This is a genomic window from Lentzea sp. NPDC102401 (assembly GCF_044765805.1).
GTDB lineage: Bacteria > Actinomycetota > Actinomycetes > Mycobacteriales > Pseudonocardiaceae > Lentzea > Lentzea sokolovensis.
The window spans coordinates 330,054-350,958 of the sequence record NZ_JBIWKS010000001.1 but is presented as its reverse complement, the minus strand read 5'-3'; the positions used below and the strand labels follow the sequence as shown (position 1 = coordinate 350,958).

The window sequence follows — 20,905 nt, the reverse complement described above, 5'->3', positions numbered from 1 at the left end:
GCACACCCCCCCCCCCCTCGGCGCGCCGGGGGCGCGCCCCCCACCCCCCCCCCCCCCCGGGGCGGGGGGGGCCCCCCCCCCCCCCCCCCCCACCGCAAGTCCCTTCTCAGGCAGGTGAATGTCATGCGACGACGCGTTGCCCCGGACCCGATCCGGCGCGAGGCCGGCGAGATCGCCGCCGCCTGCGCCGACACCTACACCGTGCGCGGTGAACCGTTCTGGTGGCACTTCGACCCGGTGGCCGACCGTCCGGCCCGCCGCCAGGGCTGGAAGATCCACGTGAGCGCCTCGCCCCGGCACGCCGCCGAGGTGCTGCGCCGGGTGGCCGCCGTCGTCGTTCCGCTGTCACTGCGCTGGAAGGCCGCGCGGTCCGTCGACAAGCTGATGGACCTCAGCTCGCCGCCCTCCCCGCTGAGCCAGTCGGGCAAGTTCATCACCATCTACCCGGAGTCGGACGTCGAGTCGCTCGCGGCGTCGCTGGACGCGGTCACCCGCGAGTTCGACGCGCCCGTCGTTCCGTCCGATCGCCGGTTCCGGCCGCACAGCAACGTCTACCTCCGCTACGGCGCGTTCGTCGGGCAGAGCGTCTTCGACCCTGTCGAGCAGGGCCTGAAATACGTGCTCGTAGACCCGTCCGGCCGTCGCGTGGAAGATCGGCGTGCGCCGGGCGTGGCCGCGCCGGACTGGATCGACGACCTGGCGCCCGCGCGGCCGCGGGCGTTCCTGGCGCGACCCGGCAGCGGGCTGTTCGGGCGCGAGATCGTCGTGCAGGGCGTGCTGCGGCAGTCGGTGAAGGGCGGCGTGTACCGCGTCCTGCACCGGGGCGTGCCGGCCGTGTTGAAGGAAGCCAGGATCGGGACCACGCCCGACCGGCTCGGCCGGGACTCGCGCACCGCTCTGCGCAACGAGTGGCAGCTGCTGCGGGCGTTGAGCGGGTCGGGGCTGGCGCCGGAGCCGTTGGCGTTCTTCCACCAGGAGGACAACGCGTACCTCGTGCAGGAGTTCCTGCCGGGACGGACGTTGCGGGCCGAGGTGGAGCGCCGGAACTACCGCTCCGAGGTGTCGCCTGCCTCGTTGCTGGAGCTGCTGGACGGGGTGCGGCGGCTGGTCAGGGACGTTGAGGCGCACGGGATCCGGCTGCTCGACCTGACTCCGAACAACATCATGGTCGACGGGGCCCGGCTGGCCGTGATCGATCTGGAGCACGCCGGGCGCGTCGACTCGCCGGAACCGCCGTTCGTCGCGCACACGCCTGGGTACGTGCCGGCTGCTGCGCCTTGGGCAGCGGACACGGAGTACGCGCTCGCGGCCATCGGGCACTACGTGCTGACCGGCATCGACCCTTTCCTGGGGCGGGACGTCAGCTACGGATCGCACCTGCCGGCGGTGTTGGACGCTTTCGCGCCTGCCGGGCTGGGCGCGGCCGCGTTGGACGAGATTCGCACCCGGTTGGGTGACGGAGCGGAATCGATTCACCCTCGCCCCCTCCGGGGGGAGCGTGAGGCCCCCACTCCCATCATCTCAAGCGGGTCTGACAGTGTCGGCGACGCCGATTCGACGGTCGAGGAAGCGGTCGAGGCCGGTGAGGAGCTCGTCCGCCTGGCCGAGTGGGATCGGCATCCCTGGCCGTGGCCTCAGCGCTGGGCTCCCGGCTCGATGCACCCGGCCTCGTTCATGGCGGGCACGGCCGGCATCGCCCGCTTCTACCTCGACCTGTGGGAAGCCACCGGCGACCGGACGTGGCTCAAGCACACCGACAAGCTCCTGACCTGGACCGTCGAGAACACCCCCGTCGTGCCGGGCCAGACTCCGCCAGGCCTGTACTTCGGCCTCGGCTCACTCCCGTGGCTCATGGCCGACCTGGCGCAGGCGGGTCACGAACCTGGCCTGTGGCGGCAGGAAGCACTGAGGTTCGCGGACGAACTCGCGGCGATCGACGTCCACGGCTGGGACATCACCCACGGCTGGGCGGGCGTCGGGTTGGCGAGAACGGCGTTGCTGCGCGCCACGGGCGAAGGAGCGGACGAGGTCTCGAAGATCATCGTCAGGATCCTCGCCGGGGTGTCGACGAAGGACGGCATTCCCGCCTGGCCGAACAACGGTTCGGCGTTCCACGGGTTCGCGCACGGCAGCGCGGGTGTCGCGTACTTCCTGCTGCACGCCGGACTCGCCGTGGACGATCCGGTCGCGGTCGACCTGGCCGTCGCCACCGGGCGCGCGCTGCTGACCCACGCGGTTCCCGCCGCGAAAGGCCTGTCCTGGCCGCACAAACCGAACAGCGACACCGTCTGGTCGCACTGGTGCAACGGCGCGGCGGGGGTCGGCATCCTGCTGCACGCGCTGGCAGAACACACCGGAGACGACGACCTGACCCGAGGCGCTATCGCGGCGGGCCGGGCGATCACGACCGCGCGGCCGTTCGGGAGCACCTGCCGGTGCCACGGGCTGGCGGGGGACGGGGACTTCCTGCTCGACCTGGCGGCGGACCACGAGGAGTTCCACGAGGGCGCCGTCCACATCGGACGCAAGCTCGACGCGCTGCGGTTCCGGGACGGGTTCGCCGTCAAGTGGGCGCCGGAAGGGCTCGGCGTGCCCCGGCCCGACTACATGCGCGGCTACACCGGCGTGCACGCGTTCCGGCTTCGGCTCGCGGGCCACGTCGCCCGTTCGCCACTGACCCTGCGACTCGAGGAGCGACCGTGAACCTCACCGACCTCCTGGTCCACGAGATGGTCGTGGACTGGGGCTCCCACCGGCGCGTCATCACCAAGCGCAACGGCGAGACGGTGTTCGAATGCGTCGTGAGGCCTGCTCAAGGCCTCACCTACGTCACCGAATGCCTGCCGCAGCGCGACGATCCGGCGACTGTGAAGCACCTGGCCGAAGTGCTCGTGTACCTGCGAGGGCTCGGGATGAACGACATCGTCGCGGTCCACCCGGAGTTCTGGGACGTCGGCGGCACGGACTGCGGCCGCATCGTGCCGATGTGGCTCAAGCTCGACAGCGAGATGATCGCGTCATTCGAACGGGCGCTGCCGGTCGGGTACCTGATCGCGCCGTTCACGACCGAACTGCCGGGCGGCGACCACGACCGCGGCGTGTTCGAGGAGATCGTGTCCGGCCAGTACGGACCGCTCATCGAGGAAGCCAGCCTGAGGATCGTCGAGGACGGCACCAAGGGCGCGATCGCCGTGACGGAGGACCGGGGCGTGCCGCTGATCGGGCACCTCGTGGTCGAGTCCGGGCAGCGGGGAGCGGGCCTGGGCAAGACGTTGCTGGTGCGCAGCATGCTCGCGCTCGCGTCCGCCGGATACACCGACTGCCGCCTCAACGTGATGGCGGAGAACTTCACCGCGCGCCGGCTGTACCGGTCGATCGGCTTCGTGCAGGACCGCGCGACGCTCAAGGCGAGCCGGGTGACGTCATGAGCGTGACGGTGCTGTCGGTCGAGTCCGCGTGGATTCCCGGCGTGCTGGCCGACCTGCGGGCACGCCATGGAAAGGTCCGCTACTACCTGTCGGCAGGGCGGCCGTTGTGGCTCAAGGAAGACGGACCCGCTGACCTGACCACGGCGTTGCTCAGGTGCCACGACGAACGCGAAGCGCGGCTGCGCGCCGAGGTCAGAGCCGTGCGTGAGTGGCTGGCCGAGGGCGGCGAACGAGCTGTGGTCGTCGAACTGGTCGGCGCGCCGACCCACGACGACGTGCGGTTCCTGCAGGAGTGCCGCATGCGGCTGATGCGCGGGGAAGCGCAATCGGTCACCGTGCTCCGGCACATCCCCGGCGCAGTCCCGGCCGAAGGCGACGAGATCCTGGCGATGCTGCGCCTGGCCGGGGGATCGGTGCCGGAGAACGAGTTCCGCGCCTGGCAAGCGGTTCACGGCTGGGACGACTCGCTCGTCCACGCCGTGACGTCCACAAGGGACGGTCTGCGCACCTGCGCCACCCCGGTCGCGCGCCCGTTGCCGATCACCCCGGAACTGGCCGCGGAGGTCGTCACGACCTCGTCCGCGCCACTCTCGACGGCCGCGCTGCTCACCGATCCCGTGCTGGCGCTCAAAGCCTTCACCGCCGGTGCCGCCGCCGAAGCCGCCGGCCAGGGACGCGTCCTGTCGCGCTACGCGGGCAACCTCTACCGGCGCGCGCTCCGATCCGACGACATCCCGCACGGCACGGCGGCGAGCGCCTACCTGGCGGCACTGGTGGCGGATCGCCGCCGCGTCTCCGGCGCGCTGGCCGGTCTGATCCTGGACCAGGCCGCGAAGTGGGACGTCGAACCGGCGCGGCAGGCGATGCTCGCCTACAGCCTCGGCCAGCTGCTCGCCAAGGACCCCGACCCGGCTGAGCGTTCGTCGGCCGCACGGTGCTTCGCGCGCGCCCGCGAACTGGACGTGCCGGCCACCCAGGTCGCCGCGTCGTTCAACGGCGCCGCGCTCGCCCTCTACCGCGACCGCGACTTCGACGGCGCCGTCACCAGCATGCGGACCGCGCTGAAACTGCTGGAAGGCCACGACACCGTTGCCGACCAACAGGTCCAGCTCCTGACCAACCTGGCCAAACTGCGTCGCGGCACCCCCGAGGCCATGGGCCTCTACCGGCAGGCGTGGGGCATCGCGGACGACGTCGCCAACGCCACCTACGTCGCGTCCGACCTCGTGCGGGTGCTCCTGGACGCGGGGGAGGAGACCGAGGCGGAGGCCGTCGCCACGCGGCTGCTCGACCTGTTCGACCGCGCGGCCGACACGAACCAGGCGAGCGAGAAAGTCGTCTCCGCGGTCTGCTTCCGCCTCGCCGACCGGCGGCTGACGGCCGGCGCGACCACCGAGGCGGCCCGCTGGTACCTCGCCGCGGTCAGCCGGATGCGCCGCGGCGCGCCGGACGTCGTCGACGCGGTCCTGCGCAACCTCGGCGAACAGCCGGAAGCACTGCTGCGGGAACGCGCCGCGCACGCCGTCGTCGCCGAGGATCTCCTGGCACTGCGGGGTCTGCTAGCCGGTGCGGCATGACGCTGCTCTCCCCAGGCGGCGACCTGCTCGCCCTGACCCGACCGGGCGAGGTCGGCCTCGTCGGGGTCGCCCCGGACGGCAGCGCGGACCTGGCCGCGACGGACTGGATCCCGGCCGGCGACTGGCACCTCGCCGGCTGGGCCGCCCCGACTCTGCTCGCGTTGCGCCGCCGAGGCGAACTGGGCCTCCTGGACACCGACCACCGGATGTTGACGTCATCGCATCCGGTGGTCGGACGCACGCTGCGGTACGACGGTGAGGAAGCACTGATCGCGGTCGTGCGCGACGGCCGCCCGATGCTGTGCGTGCATCGCCCCGACGACGGCAGCTACCGGCTCCTCGACGGCACCGAGGGGGTGCGCTCGGTCGCCGCATGGGACCGGAACAGCTTGGTCTTCACCAGCGACCGAGGCGTGACGCTGATCCAGGACGGCGAGCGGATCGACCTCGATGCGGTGTCAGCGGCAGGAGAAGGCCCGCTCGTCGCGTTGACGGGAGGGGGCGATGTGCCGGGTGTGCTGGACATCGCCACCGGCCAGACGCGCTGGTTCACCGAGGGAGGCGGGGGAATCGCGGTCTCGCCGTCCGGCCTGCTGCTCACGACGGCCTGGACCGACCACCGGTACGTCCACCGGGTGCTGGATCGAGATGGTCACATCATCGGAACACCGGTGCCCGACCACGGCATCGCCACCGACCTGACCTTCACCGCCGACGAACGCCACCTCCTCGGCCGCCACCAGTCCCCGGCCGCGTCACCCGCGCTCGTTCGCTGGAACATCCACAGTGGACGAATGCGGCCGCTGCCCGGCCAGCAGCGCGAGGAGATCACCGTCCGCTGGCGGCATCGCGAATCGGCGCAGTCGCCGGAATGGCTCTACGAACCGGAGAACGGCCACGGCGGCGTGGTGCTGCACCTGCACGGCGGCCCGCGCAGTCAGCTCAGGCAGATCCACGAACCGATGATCGCCGCGTTGATCGACTCGGGCTGGACCGTCATCGGCATGAACTACCCCGGCAGCTCCGGCTACGGAGACTCGTTCCGCGACGTCGTGGTCGGCGACTGGGGCGGCGCCGACGTCGCGGCCGTCGTCGCCCGGTTGCGCGAACTGCGTGGCGACCGGCCGTTGTGCCTGTACGGACAGAGCTACGGCGCCTACCTGGCCCTGCTCGCGGCCGCACCCGACCTGGTGGACGCCGTCGCGGTGTGGGCGCCGGTCACGGACCTGAACGCGTTGCTGGAGTCCGCGACCGGCCTGCACCGCCAGTGGCTCAGAACCGAACTCAGCGCTCTGGCAGAGGATCCGGACGAGCTGCGCGCACGCAGTCCGATCCACCGGCCCTTCGCCGCGCCACGGCTGATGATCGGGCACAGCGAGGGAGACGACAGGGTTCCGGTCGGCCAGTCGCGTGCCTTCGTGGAGCAGTTGGGCGCGGAGCGCTATGTGGAGCAGCAGGGGAACGGCCACGAACCAGCCGACATGGCGGCGTGGACGGCCGCCGTCGTGGCACACCTGGGACACCTGATGGCCCCCGCCGTGCGTGAGGAGGTGTCGGCGTGAAGCCGTTGCTCTGGCAAGCCGGTCGCTGGCGGTTCGCCCTGTTCTGCGTGCTGGCGGTGCTGCAGGGCCTCGCCCCGGCCGCCGCCATCGCTGCGTCGGGCGTGCTCGTCGCCGGACTCCCGGACGATCCCGCGCAGGCCACTTTCGGGCTCGCCCTGTTCGGCACCGCACTCCTCGTCGGCACCGTGCTCTCCGCGGTCCTGGACCACGAAGCCGCCGTTCTCGACGGCAGGTTCGCCCAGGCCGTCCACGAGACGGTCGCCGGCGCCACCCTCCGCACGAGCGCCGCGAACCTGGCCGACCCCAAGACCACGAAGGAACTCGGCGCGCTGGCCGAGTTCGAACGCGTCGACGGGTACGTAGGCACCATCACCGCCCTCAAGGAACTGCTGAGGCAACGGGCGACCGGCGTCGGCGCCGCCGTGGTGCTGGCGACGTTCGCCTGGTGGGCGCCGATCGTCATGTTCCTGGGGTGGCGCGGCCTGAGCTTCGGCGTGCGGAAGTGGCTCGATCACGGCATGACCCTCGGCGCGCAGCAGGGCGAGAACGCGCTGCGCCGCGCCCGCTACCTGCGCGGCCTCGCCGTGGACAGCCCCGCAGCCAAGGAGATCCGCGTGTTCGGCCTGGCCGGGTGGCTGGTGCCGCTCTACCGCGACTCCTACCTCGGCGCGCTGGAGGTCGTCTGGGCGGGACGCAAGCTGGGCATGCGCACGGTGTTCGCCGCGACCGGCGGTGTGCTGCTCGCCCATCTCGTCGTCCTCACCGCGATCGCCCAGGCCACCACCACACCGGCGGAGATCGTCGTCTACGCCCAGGCGGTGCTGTCCACGAGCGCGCTCGGTTACGTGTTCGGCGCCGAGATCCCGCTGGCCCGCGCCCGCAAGGTCGCGGAACTGGCCAGGACGCTCGCTCAGCGCCTCACCGCGGCACCCACTCGACCACAGGTGACCGCACAGGCCATCCAGCTGACGAACGTCCACTTCGGATACGCCGGAAAGCCGGTCCTGAAGGGCATCGACCTCACGGTCCCGAAAGGACAGTCGCTGGCGATCGTCGGCGAGAACGGCGCGGGCAAGAGCACGCTCGTCAACCTGTTGTGCGGCATCTACCAGCCGGACAGCGGTGAGATCGTCATGCCCGGCAAGGTCAGCGCGATCGTGCAACGGTTCACCCGCTTCGAACTCTCGCTGAAGGACAACATCGGCTTCGGCGAGGGAGGCGTCGAAGAAGCGCTGGAACGCGCGGGCGGCAAAGGACTGCTCGACGACCTCCCGCACGGCTGGGAGACGGTCCTGTCGTCCTCGCACCCGAACGGCCGCGACCTCTCCGGCGGCCAGTGGCAGAAGGTCGCGCTGGCCAGGGCGTTGCGAGCGGTCGAGTCCGGCACCCTGATCATGGACGAACCCAGCGCCAACCTCGACGTGCTGGCCGAGGAAGAACTCTTCGCCCGCTTCAGCGAACTGGCCGGCGAGATCACCACCATTCTCGTGTCACACCGGTTGGCGTCGGTGAAACACGCCGATCGCATCGTCGTCATCGCGGACGGCCGCATCGCCGAGGACGGCACCCACGCCGAACTGATGGCGGCGAACGGGCAGTACGCCGCGATGTACTCCCTGCAGGCAGAACGGTTCGCGGAGGTGAGTCATGCGTGAGATCCGCGTCCTGGTGGCGATGGCGTGGCGGGTGGACCGCAGACTGACCCTCGCGATGATCGCCGAGCCGTTCGGCAACACCCTCGTTCTGCTGTCCGGGCTGTGGCTGGCGCTGCTCACCAACGGCGTCGTCCAGAACGACACCCGCCAGGTCGTCACCGGTGTCGCCGCGCTCGTGCTCGGCGCGGGACTCGGCTGGCAGCTCGACCTGTCGGCCAGCCAGTGGCGGATGGTGCTGGGGGAGAAGGTCGCGCACGCGTTCGACATCGAGATCGCACGCCTGTCCGCCGAACTGCCCACCCTCGAACACTTCGAGCGCGCCGAGTACCAGGACCAGCTCGAGATCCTGCGGCAGCGCCAAGGCCAGCTCGGCAACTCGATGAGCGCCCTCGCCGTCACGATCAAGGCGATCTGCGCGGGCCTCACGGTCCTCGTCCTGCTGGTCGTCGCGCACCCGGCGATGCTCCTGCTGGTGCTGCTCGCGTTGCCCGCTCTGCTGATCACGAAGGCCCAGCAGCGGTGGCGGGCACAGGCGGAAGACCAGTCGGCGCTGCCCGGTCGCACGGCCCGGCACCTGCGTGCGGTCGCCCAGGATCAGGACGCCGCCGTGGAGATCCGGCTCTTCGGACTCGCGGACAACCTCGAACGCCGCATCGGCACGCTCTGGAACGCCCAGCGCCGGCCGATCGAGCACGCCGAACGCAAGGTCGCGCTCCTCTCACTCGCCCAGCAGGTCCTCTACGTGACCGGCGTGATCACCGCCGTCGGTTTCGTGCTGCACCAGGCGATCCAGGGCAGGTCGGCACCCGGTGACGTGGTGCTGGCCATCTACCTCGGACAGCAGGTGCAGACCGCGGTGATCTGGCCGATCCAGGCCGTCGCGGGCTTCGGCCGCACCCTGCACACCGTCAGCCGTTTCCTCTGGCTCGCCGACCACGCCCACACCGCGACCGGTGGCGAACGAGCACCGGAGCAGATCGTCGAGGGCATTCGGCTGGAGAACGTGTCCTTCCGCTATCCCGGCACGGACAGGTGGGTGCTGCGCGACGTCTCGCTGACCATCCCGGCGGGCGCGGCGCTGGCCGTGGTCGGGGCGAACGGCGCCGGGAAGACCACCCTCGTCAAGCTCCTGACCAGGATGTACGAGCCCACCGAAGGCCGGATCACGGTCGACGGCGTGGACCTCGCCGACCTGGACGTCCACGAGTGGCGTGCCAGGCTCGCGGCGGCGTTCCAGGACTTCGCCCGCTTCGAGTTCACCGTCCAGCACGCGGTCGGCGTGGGCGACCTCGAACACCTCGACGACACCGGGCACGTCCGCAACGCCATCACCAGGGCCGGCGCCGACGTGCTGGACCAGGACGCCCAGCTCGGCACGTCGTGGGGCGGCACGGACCTCTCCACCGGTCAGTGGCAACGGATCGCGCTCGCCCGCGGCCTGGCCAGGACCACCCCGCTGGTGCGGTTCTTCGACGAACCGACCGCCTCGCTGGACGCGTTCACCGAGGACGCCCTCTTCGACAGCATGACCAGGGCCACCGACGGGGCGAACGGCATGATCACGATCCTGGTCACGCACCGCTTCTCCACCGTCAGATCGGCGGACCTGATCGTGGTGCTCGCCGACGGCGGCGTCGCGGAACTCGGCACACACCGGGCGTTGCTGGACCGGAACGGCCGCTACGCGCGGCTCTACCGGTCGCAGGCGGACGCGTTCGCCGACTGATGCCGCTTCTCGCTTTGAAGGACTTCTCCCGGTCCTGACTTGCATCCGGTGCCCGGGTACGGGTTTACCGTCGAGGCATGAGTGAGATCTGGGCGCCCGAGGCGTGCACGTTGCCGACGGCGGAGAGACCGTTCCGCCAAGCCGAGTTCGACGAACTGCTCGCCACCGCCGCACGCCACCGTCCAGAGAGGACACGGCTGGTCCTGACCCTGGACCCACGGCCGGAAGTCGCGGCCCGCGCGGCGGATCTGGCGGTGCGGGAGACGGGCTGCTGCTCGTTCTTCACGTTCGAGCTCACGGCGACCGGCGGCGGCCTGAGCCTGGCGATCTCGGTGCCGGACGCACAGGCAGAGGTGCTCGACGCGCTGGCGGCGAGATGAACCCGCTGCGCACCGGCGAGGTGGCGTCGGCGGCCGGGGTGAACCGGGAGACGCTGCGCTACTACGAGCGCGTCGGTCTGCTGGCCAGGCCGGAGCGTTCGCTGGGCGGGCATCGGCTGTACCCGCGTGAGACCGTGACGGTGATCCGGGTGATCAAGGCGGCGCAGCGGCTCGGGTTCGCCCTGGACGAGGTCGCCGACCTGCTCGCCGGCGGCTCCCGTCGCCCTGGCCTGCGGGACCGTGCCGAGGTGAAGCTCGGCGAGGTGGAGGCGAGGATCGCGGACCTGGAGGTCGTCCGCGACACGTTGCGCGCGGCGATCTCCGCGGGTTGTGACGACCTCATGATCTGCTCGCACACACCAGCCTGCCCGCTGCCGGGGATATCGTCCTGATCATCTGATCGGGAGGCTGCTTTGCCGGGGTTCGTCGCGGGGATGGAACGTCACCAGGTCGCCGTCTACCTCGGCGCACTGGCCGCGGGCGGGGTGGCCGGCTGGACGGCTCCTGGTGCGGGGCCGTTGCTCGAACACGCCATCAACCCGGTCCTGGCGGCCCTGCTGTACGTGACGTTCCTGCAGGTGCCCGTCACGCGGCTCGGGCGTTCGCTGCGCGCGGGCCGGTTCCTCGGTGCCGCGCTCGTCGTGAACTTCGCGGTGGTGCCGTTGGTGGTCGCCGCGTTCTTCACGTTCCTGCCCGCCGATCAGGCGATCAGGCTGGGCGTGCTGTTGGTGCTGCTTGCGCCGTGCGTCGACTACGTGATCGTGTTCAGCGGCCTGGCCGGTGGCGACAGCCAGCGCCTGCTCGCCGCCACACCGCTGCTGCTGTTCGCGCAGATGGTGCTGTTGCCCGGCTATCTGCTGCTGTTCCTCGGCTCTGACCTGGCCGTGGTCGAGCCGGGGCCGTTCGTCGAGGCGTTCGTCGTGCTGATCGCGATCCCGCTGGCGCTGGCGTGGCTCACCCAGACGTGGGCGGGGGAACGGGTCGGCGCGATCAGCACGACGATGGTGCCGTTGATGGCCGTGACCCTGTTCGCCGTGGTGGCGTCGCAGGTGCCGAAGCTCGGCGACCTCCGGCAGGTCCTCGGCGTGGTGCCGTTCTACGTGGCGTTTCTGCTGGTCATGGCGTTCGCCGGGGTGGCTGTCGCGCGGTTGTTCCGCCTCGGCGTCGCTTCCGGGCGCGCGATCGTGTTCACCGGGGCCACGCGCAACTCGCTGGTCGTGCTGCCGCTGGCCTTGTCGTTGTCCGATCTCGCCGCTGTTGTCGTGGTGACGCAGACGCTGGTCGAGGTCATCGGCATGGTGATCTACGTGCGGGTGGTGCCGCGCCTGCTGCCGTGACCGCGGAACGTCATGCCTGCGCGGCGAGCTGACGGTCGCGCAGCGGGGCGAGCGCAGTGCTCCAGGCCACGAGCTCGTCGAACATCGTGGACAGCGTGGCAGCCTGGAACTCGGACGGGTGGAACTCGGTGAAGTTCGTGAACTCCGTGAACATCGACAGCGACACGCTGGTGCGCACGTCGGCCAGCTTGAGCTCGCCCGCTTCTAGAAGTGGACTCTACCCCGCTTGCTTGGGGGGCGCTCGGTGCCCTGGGTCACAACGGCTGTCGGAACCACGGGGTGGTGCGCGTCGCACATCGGCCTCGGCGCGGTGGCGGTGGTGCTGCGCAGGCGGTCAGGAATCGAGAAGCAACGGGCACGGGGTGACGCCTAGCGTTTCCGGCATGACCTCATTCGACGCGATCACCCTCGAAGTGGCCGACCTCGCGGCCGCCGAACGCTTCTACGCCAACGCTTTCGGGCTCGGCTCCCGGCTGCGGCTGCGGGAGAGCCAGGAACCGGCCACCGGTTTCCGCGGCTTCACCCTGTCCCTCACGGTGGCGCAGCCCGCCGACGTCGACGTCCTGATCGGCGGCGCGATCGACGCCGGCGCGACCGTGCTCAAGCCCGCCGCGAAGTCGATGTGGGGCTACGGCGGGGTCGTGCGGGCGCCGGACGGCACCATCTGGAAGATCGCGACCTCGCAGAAGAAGAACACCGGCCCGGCCACCGGCGAGATCGAGGACGTCGTGCTCCTGCTCGGCGCGACGGACATCGTCGCGAGCAAGCAGTGCTACCTCGACCAGGGCTTCACCGTCGAGAAGAGCTTCGGCCGCATGTACGTCCAGTTCGCCTCGGCCGGCGCCGTGAAGCTGGGGCTGTACCGGCGGCGTGCCCTCGCGAAGGACGCCGGGGTGTCGCCGGAGGGCTCGGGCTCGCACCGGATCGTGATGAACGGTCCCGGTCAGTTCGTCGACCCGGACGGGTTCGCGTGGGCGTCAGGGCAGACGGCCGGCCAGCTCGGCGCGTGAGCGGATGCCGAGCTTCGTGTAGACCTTGCGCAGGTGGTACTCGATGGTCTTGGGGCTCAGGAACAACGCGGCGGCCACCTCGCGGGTGGTCTTGCCCTCCGCGAGCAGGAGTGACACCTGCAACTCCTGCGGGGTGAGGGTTTCGCCCGGTGCGCGACGTTTGATCGTCTCGCCCGTCGCGCCGAGTTCGACCGCGGCGAGATCCGCCCACCGGGCCGCGCGCAGGTTCTCGAACGTCTCCAGGGCGGCGTGCAGGTGCGGCCGGGCGTCCACTCGACGCCGGGCACGGCGCAGGCGGGCACCGTAGGCGAGGCGGGTGCGCGCGGTCTCGAAGTCGTCCAAAGTCCTTTCGTGGTAACGCAAAGACGCCTCGAAGTGGGTGCCGAAGTCAGGGCTGAGCATGCCGATCGTCCGCTCGGCCCGTCCCATGGCCCAAGGCTGGCCCTTCGCGGCGGCTTCGGCACGGTAGCGCCGGGCGACCTGCCAGGCGTCCTCGTGCCTGCCCAGTCGCACCAACGCGTCGGCGCGTTCGGGCGCGGGCGACAGGTCCGGGTCGGTGAGCTTGAGGTCGTCGAGGAGAGCCGCGAGCTCTTCCAGGTGCGCCAACGCCTTCTGCGGATCGCCGAGCCCCAGTTCCAGCTCTCCCAACGCGAACAGCGACCAGACCCGTCCGATGTGGATGTCCCGGGAGCGGCAGAGGGGTAGCGCCTCCGCGACGAGCGCACGGCACCGCGCCTCGTCGCCCAGCCGTGCCCGCAGCCACGCCAGGCCCGCCAGGCACATCGCGAGATCGGTCTCCTGACCGGTCTCCCGTGCCAGCCTGGTGGCCTCGTCGTAGGTGGCTTCCGCCCGCACCCACTGGTTGGTGGTCGCCTCGTCTCTTGCGACGTGGAACAGCAACGACGGCAGGGTTCCCACGGCCGCCTCCGTGCGCACCCGTCCGACGATGCGCCTGAGTTCGGCACCGGAGTCGGTGTCCCGCAGGAACAACGGCCCGATCATCAGCCACCACAGCCTGCGCCGGTCGTCCCGCCACTCCTGCGAGGCGGCGAGCAGGCCGGTGGCGGAACGGATCTGGTCGGCACCGCCCTGGTTGGCGAGAATCCGGGCCACACCCGCCGCCATCCGGCCCAGCCCGAGCGCCCGCGGCGTCGTCACCTGCTCGAGCAGCGCCTCGATCTCGTGGGCCAGCGCGATCGCGGACGTGGTGTCGCCGAGGTAGAAGCACGCGTTCACGGCGTCGGCCAGGAACACGACACCTTCGTCCGGATCACCGGACTGACGGGCAGCGGTCCAGCAGAGGTCGCGCGCCTCGGTCAGCGATCCGGTGCGCGCCGCGATCGCTCCGCGCAGTTCCAAGGCCCTCGTCCTGTTGGACCCGCTCTCGTCGAGCAGTGCGACGGCGCGCGGCGTGGTGCCGGCGAGCCACGCCGACTCCGCCGCCGTCACGCACAGCAGGGCGTGCCGTTCGACGTCCGGGCTCAGTCGCGCGGCCCGTTCGTACGCGGCGGCCGCGACGTCGTGCGCACCGCGTTCGTGGGCCCGCTCCGCCGCCCGCCCGAGAAGATCGGCGACGCCCGCGTCCGGTCCGACGGAGGCCTCGGCCAGGTGCCAGGCGTGCCGATCGGCGTCATGTGGCCCAACGGCTTCAGCCACCGCACGGTGGATCGACCGGCGCCGCTGCGGATCGCAGTCCCCGTACACGGCGGACCGGATCAGCGGATGACGGAACTCGACCCGGCCGTCGGTGATCCGGACCAGCCCGGCGCTCTCGGCCTCGGCCAGCGAGCCGACCGTGACACCGAGCAACCGGCACGCGTTCGCGACCACCCGCAGGTCGTTGCCCGCCACCGCGGCGACGGTCACCGCCGCCCGCCCGTCCTCGCCGAGCGACCGGGCCTGCGCCGCGAACTCGTGGGCCAGCGCCGCCGACACCGGCAGCGGAGCCTCGGGGGAGACGTGCTCCAGCCGGTGCGCGGCCAGTTCGATCAACGCCAGCGGGTTCCCGGCCGTCGCGCGATGCAGCCGCGCGACCAACTCGGGTGACAGGGCTGCGCCGGAACGGCTCGACACCAGCTCACCCGCGGCGGCGAGATCGATGCCGGACAACGGCAGCGCGGGCAGTCCGGGATCAGGGGAGCGCGTGGTGGCCAGCAGCACGATCGGGTCGGCCACGAGCCTGCGCGCCGCGAACGCCAGCGCGTCCGCCGACGGCCGGTCGACCAGGTGCAGGTCGTCCAGCAGCACCGCGACCGGCCGTTGTTCGGCGAACCGGCACAGCAGGCTCAGCGTGGCGGCCCCGACCGCGAACCGGTCGATCGCGGGCCCGGGACTCAGTGCGAGCGCGACGGACAACGCCTGCGCCTGTGGTGCCGGGATCTCGTCGAGACGGTCGAGTGCGGGCCGCAGCACCTGGTGCAGGGCGCCGAACGGGATCTCCCGCTCCGGCTCGCTCCCGGCGGCCTGCAGGACGGTCATCTCCGTGGCGCACTCGGCGGCGAACCGCAGCAACGCGGTCTTGCCGACACCGGGCTCGCCCGTGATGGCCAGGGCGCCTCCGTGCCCGAGCCGGGCGCTCGCGACGAGCCGCTCGACCTGTCGACGCTCGGACTCGCGTCCCATCAGCACACGGGGGAGTGTAAGCACGCCCAGGCGACTAGGTGGGGCACCTGATGCGACCGTCCCGTTGGCGCTCATAGGTTCCGACCCTCACCGGAGGGAAGAGCAGATGACGATCACAAGACCCGAGGTAGACACCGACAAGCTCATGCAGTTCGTGTTCCGCGCCGTCGACGAGGTGGGCGCCACGCTGAACGCCGCGCTCGTCGTCATGGGCGACAAGCTCGGCTACTACCGCGCGATGGCGTCCGGCGACCCGATCAGCCCAGCCGAACTCGCCGACCGCACCGGCACCGCCGAGCCCTACGCGCGGGAGTGGCTCAACGCCCAGGCGGCTGGCAGCTACGTCACCTACGACCCCGCTACCAGCCGCTACACGCTGCCGATCGAGCACGCGGTGGCGTTGACGGTCGAGGACAGCCCCGCGTTCCTGCCCGGCATGTTCCAGATCGCGCTGGGCACCGTGCACGACGCCGGACGCGTGCTGGACGCGGCCCGCGGCGGCTCCGGGGTCGGCTGGCACGAGCACAACACCGACGTGCACCTCGGCTGCGAGCGGTTCTTCCGGCCGAACTACGCGGCGAACCTGATCGAGGGCTGGCTGCCCGCGCTCGACGGTGTGACCGCCAAACTCCAGGCCGGTGCGAGGGTCGCCGACGTCGGCTGCGGCCACGGCGCATCAACGATCCTGATGGCACAGGCGTTCCCGAAGTCGTTCTTCACCGGGTCGGACTACCACCCCGAGTCGATCGAGATCGCCCGCGAACGGGCGGCGGCCGCCGGAGTCGGCGACCGGGTGACGTTCGAGGTCGCCTCCGCGAAGGAGTTCAGCGGCAGGGACTACGACCTCGTGACCATGTTCGACTGCCTGCACGACATGGGTGATCCGGTCGGGGCAGCACGGCACGTCAGGGACGCGGTGGCGTCCGACGGCACGTGGATGATCGTCGAACCGATGGCGGGCGACCACGTCGAGGACAACCTCAACCCCGTCGGCCGCACCTACTACGGCTTCTCCACGCTGCTGTGCACGCCGGCCTCGCTGTCGCAGGACGTCGGTCTCGCGCTCGGCACCCAGGCCGGGCCCGCGCGCATCCGCGACGTGGCGGTGGCCGGTGGGTTCACCCGGTTCGCCGGCGTGGCCCAGACCCCGTTCAACCAGGTCCTCGAAGTCCGGCCGTGAGAGCCGAGCCGCGCCCGGTGCGCGAGGCAGACCGGACCGGGTTCGCCGAGCGCGCCGGGGTGCGGCTCGCGTTCCGGGTCTACGACAACCCCGGCAGGCCGACGGTGCTGATGATGCCGACGTGGTCGATCGTGCCGTCGAGGTTCTGGAAGGCCCAGGTCCCTTACCTGGCAAGGCACTTCCGGGTGGTCACCTTCGACGGACGCGGGTGCGGCGACTCGGACCGCCCGACCGGCGGAGAGTCCTATGTGGACGCCGAGTGCGCGGCGGACGCGATCGCCGTCCTGGACGCGACGAACACCGAACGCGCCGTGCTCGTCGCGTTGTCGCGCGGGGACGCCTGGTCGGTGCTCGCGGCCGCGCACCACCCCGGCCGGGTCACCGGCATCGTCGTGATCGGCCCGGCCAGCGGCTCGCTCATCGGTGCGCAGGCGCAGGAGAAGGCAGCCTGGGAGTCGACCGAGGACGGCAACAAGTACAACCGGCACCACTGGCTGAACGGCGGCTACGACGACTTCGCCGACTGGTTCTTCGCGCGGATGTTCCCCGAACCCCACTCCACCAAGCAGATCGAGGACGCCGTGCGGTGGGCGCACGAGGTCGAACCCGCCACGCTGGTCGACACGACTGTGGGCCGCAACAGTTCCGGGTCCATCGAGGACGACTGCCGCAAGGTCCGGTGCCCGGTGCTGGTGATCCACGGAACCGACGACCGCATCCGGCCGCACGCCATCGGGGAACGCCTCGCCGAGCTCACCGGCGGTTCGCTGGTGCTGCTCGACGACTCCGGGCACGGCGTGCACGCCCGCGATCCGGTGCGGATCAACCTGCTGATCAGGGAGTTCGTCGATCGGGTGCATCCCGTGGCCCGGCGCACCAGGTCGTCCAGGGCGATCACCAGGCCGCCGCGAGCGCTGTACCTGAGCTCGCCGATCGGCCTCGGTCACGCCCGGCGGGATCTCGCCATAGCGTCCGAGCTGCGCAAACTGCACCCGCGCCTGCAGATCGACTGGCTCGCGCAGCACCCGGTCACCGAGGTGCTCGGACCGGCGGGGGAGCGGGTCCACCCGGCGTCCGCGTGGCTGGCGAACGAGTCGTCCCACGTCGAGGACGACGCCGGCGAGCACGACCTGCACGTGTTCGAGGCGTTCCGGCGCCTGGACGCGGTGCTGGTCAACAACTTCATGGTGTTCAACGACGTTCTCGACGCAGAACCGTACGACCTGGTGATCGGCGACGAGGCGTGGGACGTCGACTACTTCCTGCACGAGAACCCCGCCCTCAAGCGGTTCTCGTTCGCCTGGCTGACGGACTTCGTCGGCTGGCTCCCGATGCCCGACGGCGGCGCCCGAGAGCAACGCCTGACCTCCGACTACAACCTCGACATGATCGAGCAACGAGCCCGCCTGCGCCGCGTGCGCGACCGGTCGGTGTTCGTCGGCAACCCGGACGACGTGATCTCCCTGCCGTTCGGCGAGGGCCTGCCCGCGATTCGCGAGTGGACGGAGCAGAACTTCGACTTCTCGGGCTACGTCACGGGATTCGACCCGCCCGACGAACGCGAACGCGACGCGTTGCGACGGCGGATCGGCGTCCGCGAGGACGAGAAGCTGTGCGTGGTCACGGTCGGCGGCTCCGGGGTGGGGGAGTCGCTGCTGCGGCGAGTGCTGGACGCCGTGCCCGCCGCGGTGAAACGGGTGCCAGGACTCAAGTTCCTCGTCGTCACCGGACCCCGCATCGATCCGGCGTCGCTGCCGGGCCACCCCGGCGTCGAGATCCGCGGCTACCTGCCGGACCTGCCCCGGCATCTCGCCGCGTGCGACCTGGCGGTGGTGCAGGGCGGCCTGACCACGTGCATGGAACTGACCGCCGCCCGGCGCCCGTTCCTCTTCGTCCCGCTGCGCCACCACTTCGAGCAGAACTTCCACGTCCGGCACCGGCTCGAACGCTACGGAGCGGGCCGGTGCATGACCTACGAGGAGGTCGCCGACCACGAGGTCCTGGCCGCCGCCATCGCCGGAGAGATCGGGCGCGAGACCGCCTACCTCCCAGTCGAGTCGGACGGCGCGGCCCGTGCCGCGGCTCTCCTCGCGGAGCTGCTCTGAGGAGTCAGCCCGTCGAGCGGTCGTCGGCTGCCGCGGTCTGGGTGAGCACGGCGACCGTCTGTTCCAGCCCGCGCTGCACCTCGTCGCCCTGTGCCTCCCGGACGCTGTGCAGGCTCACCGTGATCCGCGACCGCCCCGGCGCCACCTCCTCGACCTGGAGTTCGCCGTGGTAGTCGTCGGGACCCTCGGCACCCCACTCGAGGGTCCGCCGTCCGGCGTCCGGCCGCACCCACGCCTCGCCCTCGACGTGGTGGCCGTGCACCTCGGCCTCCACGTGCACCTGCTCACCGCCCTCGGGCTCGGCCGCGGTCATCTGCGGGAAGTACCGGGGCAGGTTGCGCGGCTCGGCCAGGAAACCGAACAGCGTGTCGGCAGGGATGTCGGCTTCAGCTGTGTGCGTGTACGTCGTCATGGGGCTCGGGGTACCCGGTCTTCCGTTCCGCGAACACGTCCACCGTCCTGGCCGCGTGCTCGTGCCATCCGCGCTGGTCGCGCCGGAACACCGGGACGACGAACGCCCCGCCGACGAACAACGCCACGACGATCAGGTCCCACCAGCCGATGTCGATCAGCGGGGACACGACCGTCGCGTACGCCATGAAACCGGTGAGGCCGAGCAGTTCGCGCAGCGCGAGCTGGGCCGGGTTGGCGCGCGACCCGTCCTGGGAGCGGATCCGGTAGTGCAGCAGGATTCCGCCGATCGTCATCCCGTTCGCCGCGGCTGGCAGCACCACGCGGAACGCCACGAGCACGCAGACGGCCCACAACGGGTCCGAGTGCAGCACGAGCTTCGCGATCACGATCACCAGCACGAGCTCGGAGAGCAGTCCGAGCAGCCTGCGCGGCACGGTGACGGTGTTGATCGGCGCGGCCGACTCGTCCGACGAGGGCACCCTCGGCACCACGAACGCGGCCGGCGCCATCATCCACCCCAGCAGACCGCCGAAGGTGTTGGAGATCAGGTCGTCGACGTCGGCGATCCGGTACGGGCAGGGGTAGAAGCCGAGGTTGCCGGTGTACTGCACGACCTCGATGGCCAGCGACAGCCCGATGCTGATGGCGATCACGGCGAGCGGCCCCTTGCCGTACGCCTTGCGCAGCACGATGCCCAGCGGGACGAACAACGCCACGTTGAACAGCTGCTGCAGGAACGCCTGCGACCGCACCATCGCCAGGACGCCGGAACGCCCGTACGCCGCCATGTTGTTGTTCATGTCGGTCACCCACTGGAACGGGACCGTGGACAGCATCTGGTCGCCCGTGCACAGCTTCGCCACGTCGGACGGGAACGGCAGGAAGATCAGCGCCAGCGCGACGAGTCCGTAGGCCAGCAGGCCGTACAGCACGAAGGCCCTGCGCGGCTCCACCCGCCGGAACCGGAAGTAGTGCAGCAACACCAGCGGAACGAGCACCATCAACCCGATGCCCACGAACGCCAGGAAACCGGTCCGGGCGGTCTCCCAGTACGACGCCATCATGAGCCGTCCAATGCCCATGAACGGCGGTGGTCAAACCAAGATTCGCGAAGTTGCGGCGAACGGACGCGGGACGGGTCAGGCGCGCTTGGCCAGATAGACCGTGTTGGTCGAATCGCGGCCCTGAATCGGGTTGGGGAAGCTGACGACCTCGGCCCGCACGTCGGTGAAGACCGTCGCGAGGGTGGCGGTGTACTCGTCCTCGGGCGGGTCGTTGGACCACAGCGCGAACACCCCGCCAGGGCTGAGCAGGTCGCTGATCCGCCGCACGCCCTCAGGTTCGTAGAAGTCCGCGTTGGACGGGTGCAGCAGGTGACGCGGCGAGTGGTCGATGTCGACGACGATGGCGTCGAACAGCCTGCCGGGCGCCGTGGGGTCGAAGCCCTGCCCGGACCGGGTCAGCTCGAAGAAGTCACCGTGGACGAGCCGGCAACGCTCGTCGGCCGCCAGCGTCCTCCCCGCGGGGATGAGGCCCTGCTGATGCCATTCGATCACCTCGTTCAGGGCGTCGACGACCAGCAGCGAGCCGACCCGCGGGTCTTCGAGCACCGTCTGCGCGGTGTAGCCGAGTCCGAGGCCGCCCACGACCACGTTCAGGTCGTCCCCAGGCAGTTCCGCGAGTGCGAGGCAGGCCAGTTCGACCTCGGCGACGACGAAGAGGCTGGACATCAGGAACTCGTCGTTGAGCTTGATCTCGTGGATCTCCCTGCCGCTGCCGGGATCGAGCCGGCGGCGGAGGGTGAGCTCACCGAGCGGGGTCTGGCGGTAGTCGAGTTCCTGGAACCGAGCACTCATGCGACGGCACGGTACCCCGTTGACCAGGACCCGATCGGGTCAGTGCCGCTCGT

17 protein-coding genes are annotated in these 20,905 nt (G+C 70.8%); 12 read left to right on the top strand and 5 right to left on the bottom strand.

The window, feature by feature from the left end:
* Window positions 1-123 precede the first annotated feature (123 nt).
* From ACIRG5_RS01715 to ACIRG5_RS01675, 9 genes are all read left to right on the top strand, one after another.
* Window positions 124-2,703: a lanthionine synthetase LanC family protein gene (locus ACIRG5_RS01715; RefSeq protein WP_402898569.1), complete on the top strand. Its 2,580-nt coding sequence runs from the start codon at window positions 124-126 to the stop codon at window positions 2,701-2,703.
* Window positions 2,700-3,428, top strand: a complete 729-nt coding sequence (locus tag ACIRG5_RS01710; RefSeq protein WP_402898567.1) for a GNAT family N-acetyltransferase — start codon at window positions 2,700-2,702, stop codon at window positions 3,426-3,428. Before ACIRG5_RS01715 ends, ACIRG5_RS01710 begins: the two co-directional genes overlap by 4 nt.
* A complete protein-coding gene (locus ACIRG5_RS01705; protein ID WP_402898565.1) occupies window positions 3,425-5,005 on the top strand; it encodes a hypothetical protein in 1,581 nt (526 codons plus the stop codon). The genes ACIRG5_RS01710 and ACIRG5_RS01705 overlap by 4 nt, the downstream gene beginning before the upstream one ends.
* Window positions 5,002-6,567, top strand: coding sequence for an alpha/beta fold hydrolase (locus ACIRG5_RS01700; RefSeq protein WP_402898562.1), 1,566 nt, complete (start codon window positions 5,002-5,004; stop codon window positions 6,565-6,567). Before ACIRG5_RS01705 ends, ACIRG5_RS01700 begins: the two co-directional genes overlap by 4 nt.
* Window positions 6,564-8,222 carry an ATP-binding cassette domain-containing protein gene (locus tag ACIRG5_RS01695; RefSeq protein ID WP_402898560.1) on the top strand — a complete coding sequence of 553 codons (1,659 nt, stop codon included), beginning with the start codon at window positions 6,564-6,566 and terminating at the stop codon, window positions 8,220-8,222. The genes ACIRG5_RS01700 and ACIRG5_RS01695 overlap by 4 nt, the downstream gene beginning before the upstream one ends.
* Window positions 8,215-9,948, top strand: coding sequence for an ATP-binding cassette domain-containing protein (locus ACIRG5_RS01690; RefSeq protein ID WP_402898557.1), 1,734 nt, complete (start codon window positions 8,215-8,217; stop codon window positions 9,946-9,948). Before ACIRG5_RS01695 ends, ACIRG5_RS01690 begins: the two co-directional genes overlap by 8 nt.
* A gap of 77 nt (window positions 9,949-10,025) precedes the next feature.
* On the top strand, window positions 10,026-10,328 hold the full coding sequence (locus tag ACIRG5_RS01685; RefSeq protein WP_402898556.1) for a hypothetical protein: 303 nt from the start codon (window positions 10,026-10,028) through the stop codon (window positions 10,326-10,328).
* Window positions 10,325-10,720 carry a MerR family transcriptional regulator gene (locus tag ACIRG5_RS01680; protein ID WP_402898553.1) on the top strand — a complete coding sequence of 132 codons (396 nt, stop codon included), beginning with the start codon at window positions 10,325-10,327 and terminating at the stop codon, window positions 10,718-10,720. Before ACIRG5_RS01685 ends, ACIRG5_RS01680 begins: the two co-directional genes overlap by 4 nt.
* Window positions 10,721-10,762: 42 nt before the next feature.
* On the top strand, window positions 10,763-11,665 hold the full coding sequence (locus ACIRG5_RS01675) for an arsenic resistance protein (protein WP_402898550.1): 903 nt from the start codon (window positions 10,763-10,765) through the stop codon (window positions 11,663-11,665).
* Between the two features lie 10 nt (window positions 11,666-11,675).
* On the opposite strand, the gene ACIRG5_RS01670 is transcribed toward ACIRG5_RS01675, so the two are convergent.
* Window positions 11,676-11,843 carry a hypothetical protein gene (locus ACIRG5_RS01670; protein ID WP_402898547.1) on the bottom strand — a complete coding sequence of 56 codons (168 nt, stop codon included), beginning with the start codon at window positions 11,841-11,843 and terminating at the stop codon, window positions 11,676-11,678.
* Between the two features lie 205 nt (window positions 11,844-12,048).
* Between ACIRG5_RS01670 and ACIRG5_RS01665 the strand changes: the two genes are divergently transcribed.
* A complete protein-coding gene (locus ACIRG5_RS01665) occupies window positions 12,049-12,675 on the top strand; it encodes a glyoxalase (protein WP_402898545.1) in 627 nt (208 codons plus the stop codon).
* Here the strand turns inward: ACIRG5_RS01665 and ACIRG5_RS01660 are convergent.
* Window positions 12,643-15,297: a helix-turn-helix transcriptional regulator gene (locus tag ACIRG5_RS01660; RefSeq protein ID WP_402900840.1), complete on the bottom strand. Its 2,655-nt coding sequence runs from the start codon at window positions 15,295-15,297 to the stop codon at window positions 12,643-12,645. The two genes, ACIRG5_RS01665 and ACIRG5_RS01660, sit on opposite strands and share 33 nt — an antisense overlap.
* Before the next feature lie 106 nt (window positions 15,298-15,403).
* Between ACIRG5_RS01660 and ACIRG5_RS01655 the strand changes: the two genes are divergently transcribed.
* Both ACIRG5_RS01655 and ACIRG5_RS01650 read left to right on the top strand, forming a co-directional pair.
* Window positions 15,404-16,477, top strand: a complete 1,074-nt coding sequence (locus tag ACIRG5_RS01655; RefSeq protein WP_402898542.1) for a class I SAM-dependent methyltransferase — start codon at window positions 15,404-15,406, stop codon at window positions 16,475-16,477.
* On the top strand, window positions 16,474-18,582 hold the full coding sequence (locus ACIRG5_RS01650; RefSeq protein ID WP_402898539.1) for an alpha/beta fold hydrolase: 2,109 nt from the start codon (window positions 16,474-16,476) through the stop codon (window positions 18,580-18,582). Before ACIRG5_RS01655 ends, ACIRG5_RS01650 begins: the two co-directional genes overlap by 4 nt.
* Before the next feature lie 4 nt (window positions 18,583-18,586).
* Here ACIRG5_RS01650 and ACIRG5_RS01645 read toward each other — a convergent pair whose 3' ends face one another.
* The 3 genes from ACIRG5_RS01645 to ACIRG5_RS01635 are packed head-to-tail and all read right to left on the bottom strand — an operon-like array spanning window position 18,587 to window position 20,852.
* Complete coding sequence (locus ACIRG5_RS01645) at window positions 18,587-18,994, bottom strand: SRPBCC family protein (protein ID WP_402898536.1); 408 nt, start codon at window positions 18,992-18,994, stop codon at window positions 18,587-18,589.
* Entirely contained in the window at window positions 18,969-20,078 is a 1,110-nt protein-coding gene (locus ACIRG5_RS01640) for a VanZ family protein (protein WP_402898533.1), read from the bottom strand. The genes ACIRG5_RS01645 and ACIRG5_RS01640 overlap by 26 nt, the downstream gene beginning before the upstream one ends.
* Before the next feature lie 57 nt (window positions 20,079-20,135).
* Window positions 20,136-20,852 (bottom strand): spermidine synthase, encoded by a 717-nt coding sequence (locus ACIRG5_RS01635; protein WP_402898531.1) that lies wholly within the window; start codon window positions 20,850-20,852, stop codon window positions 20,136-20,138.
* Window positions 20,853-20,905: the final 53 nt, after the last annotated feature.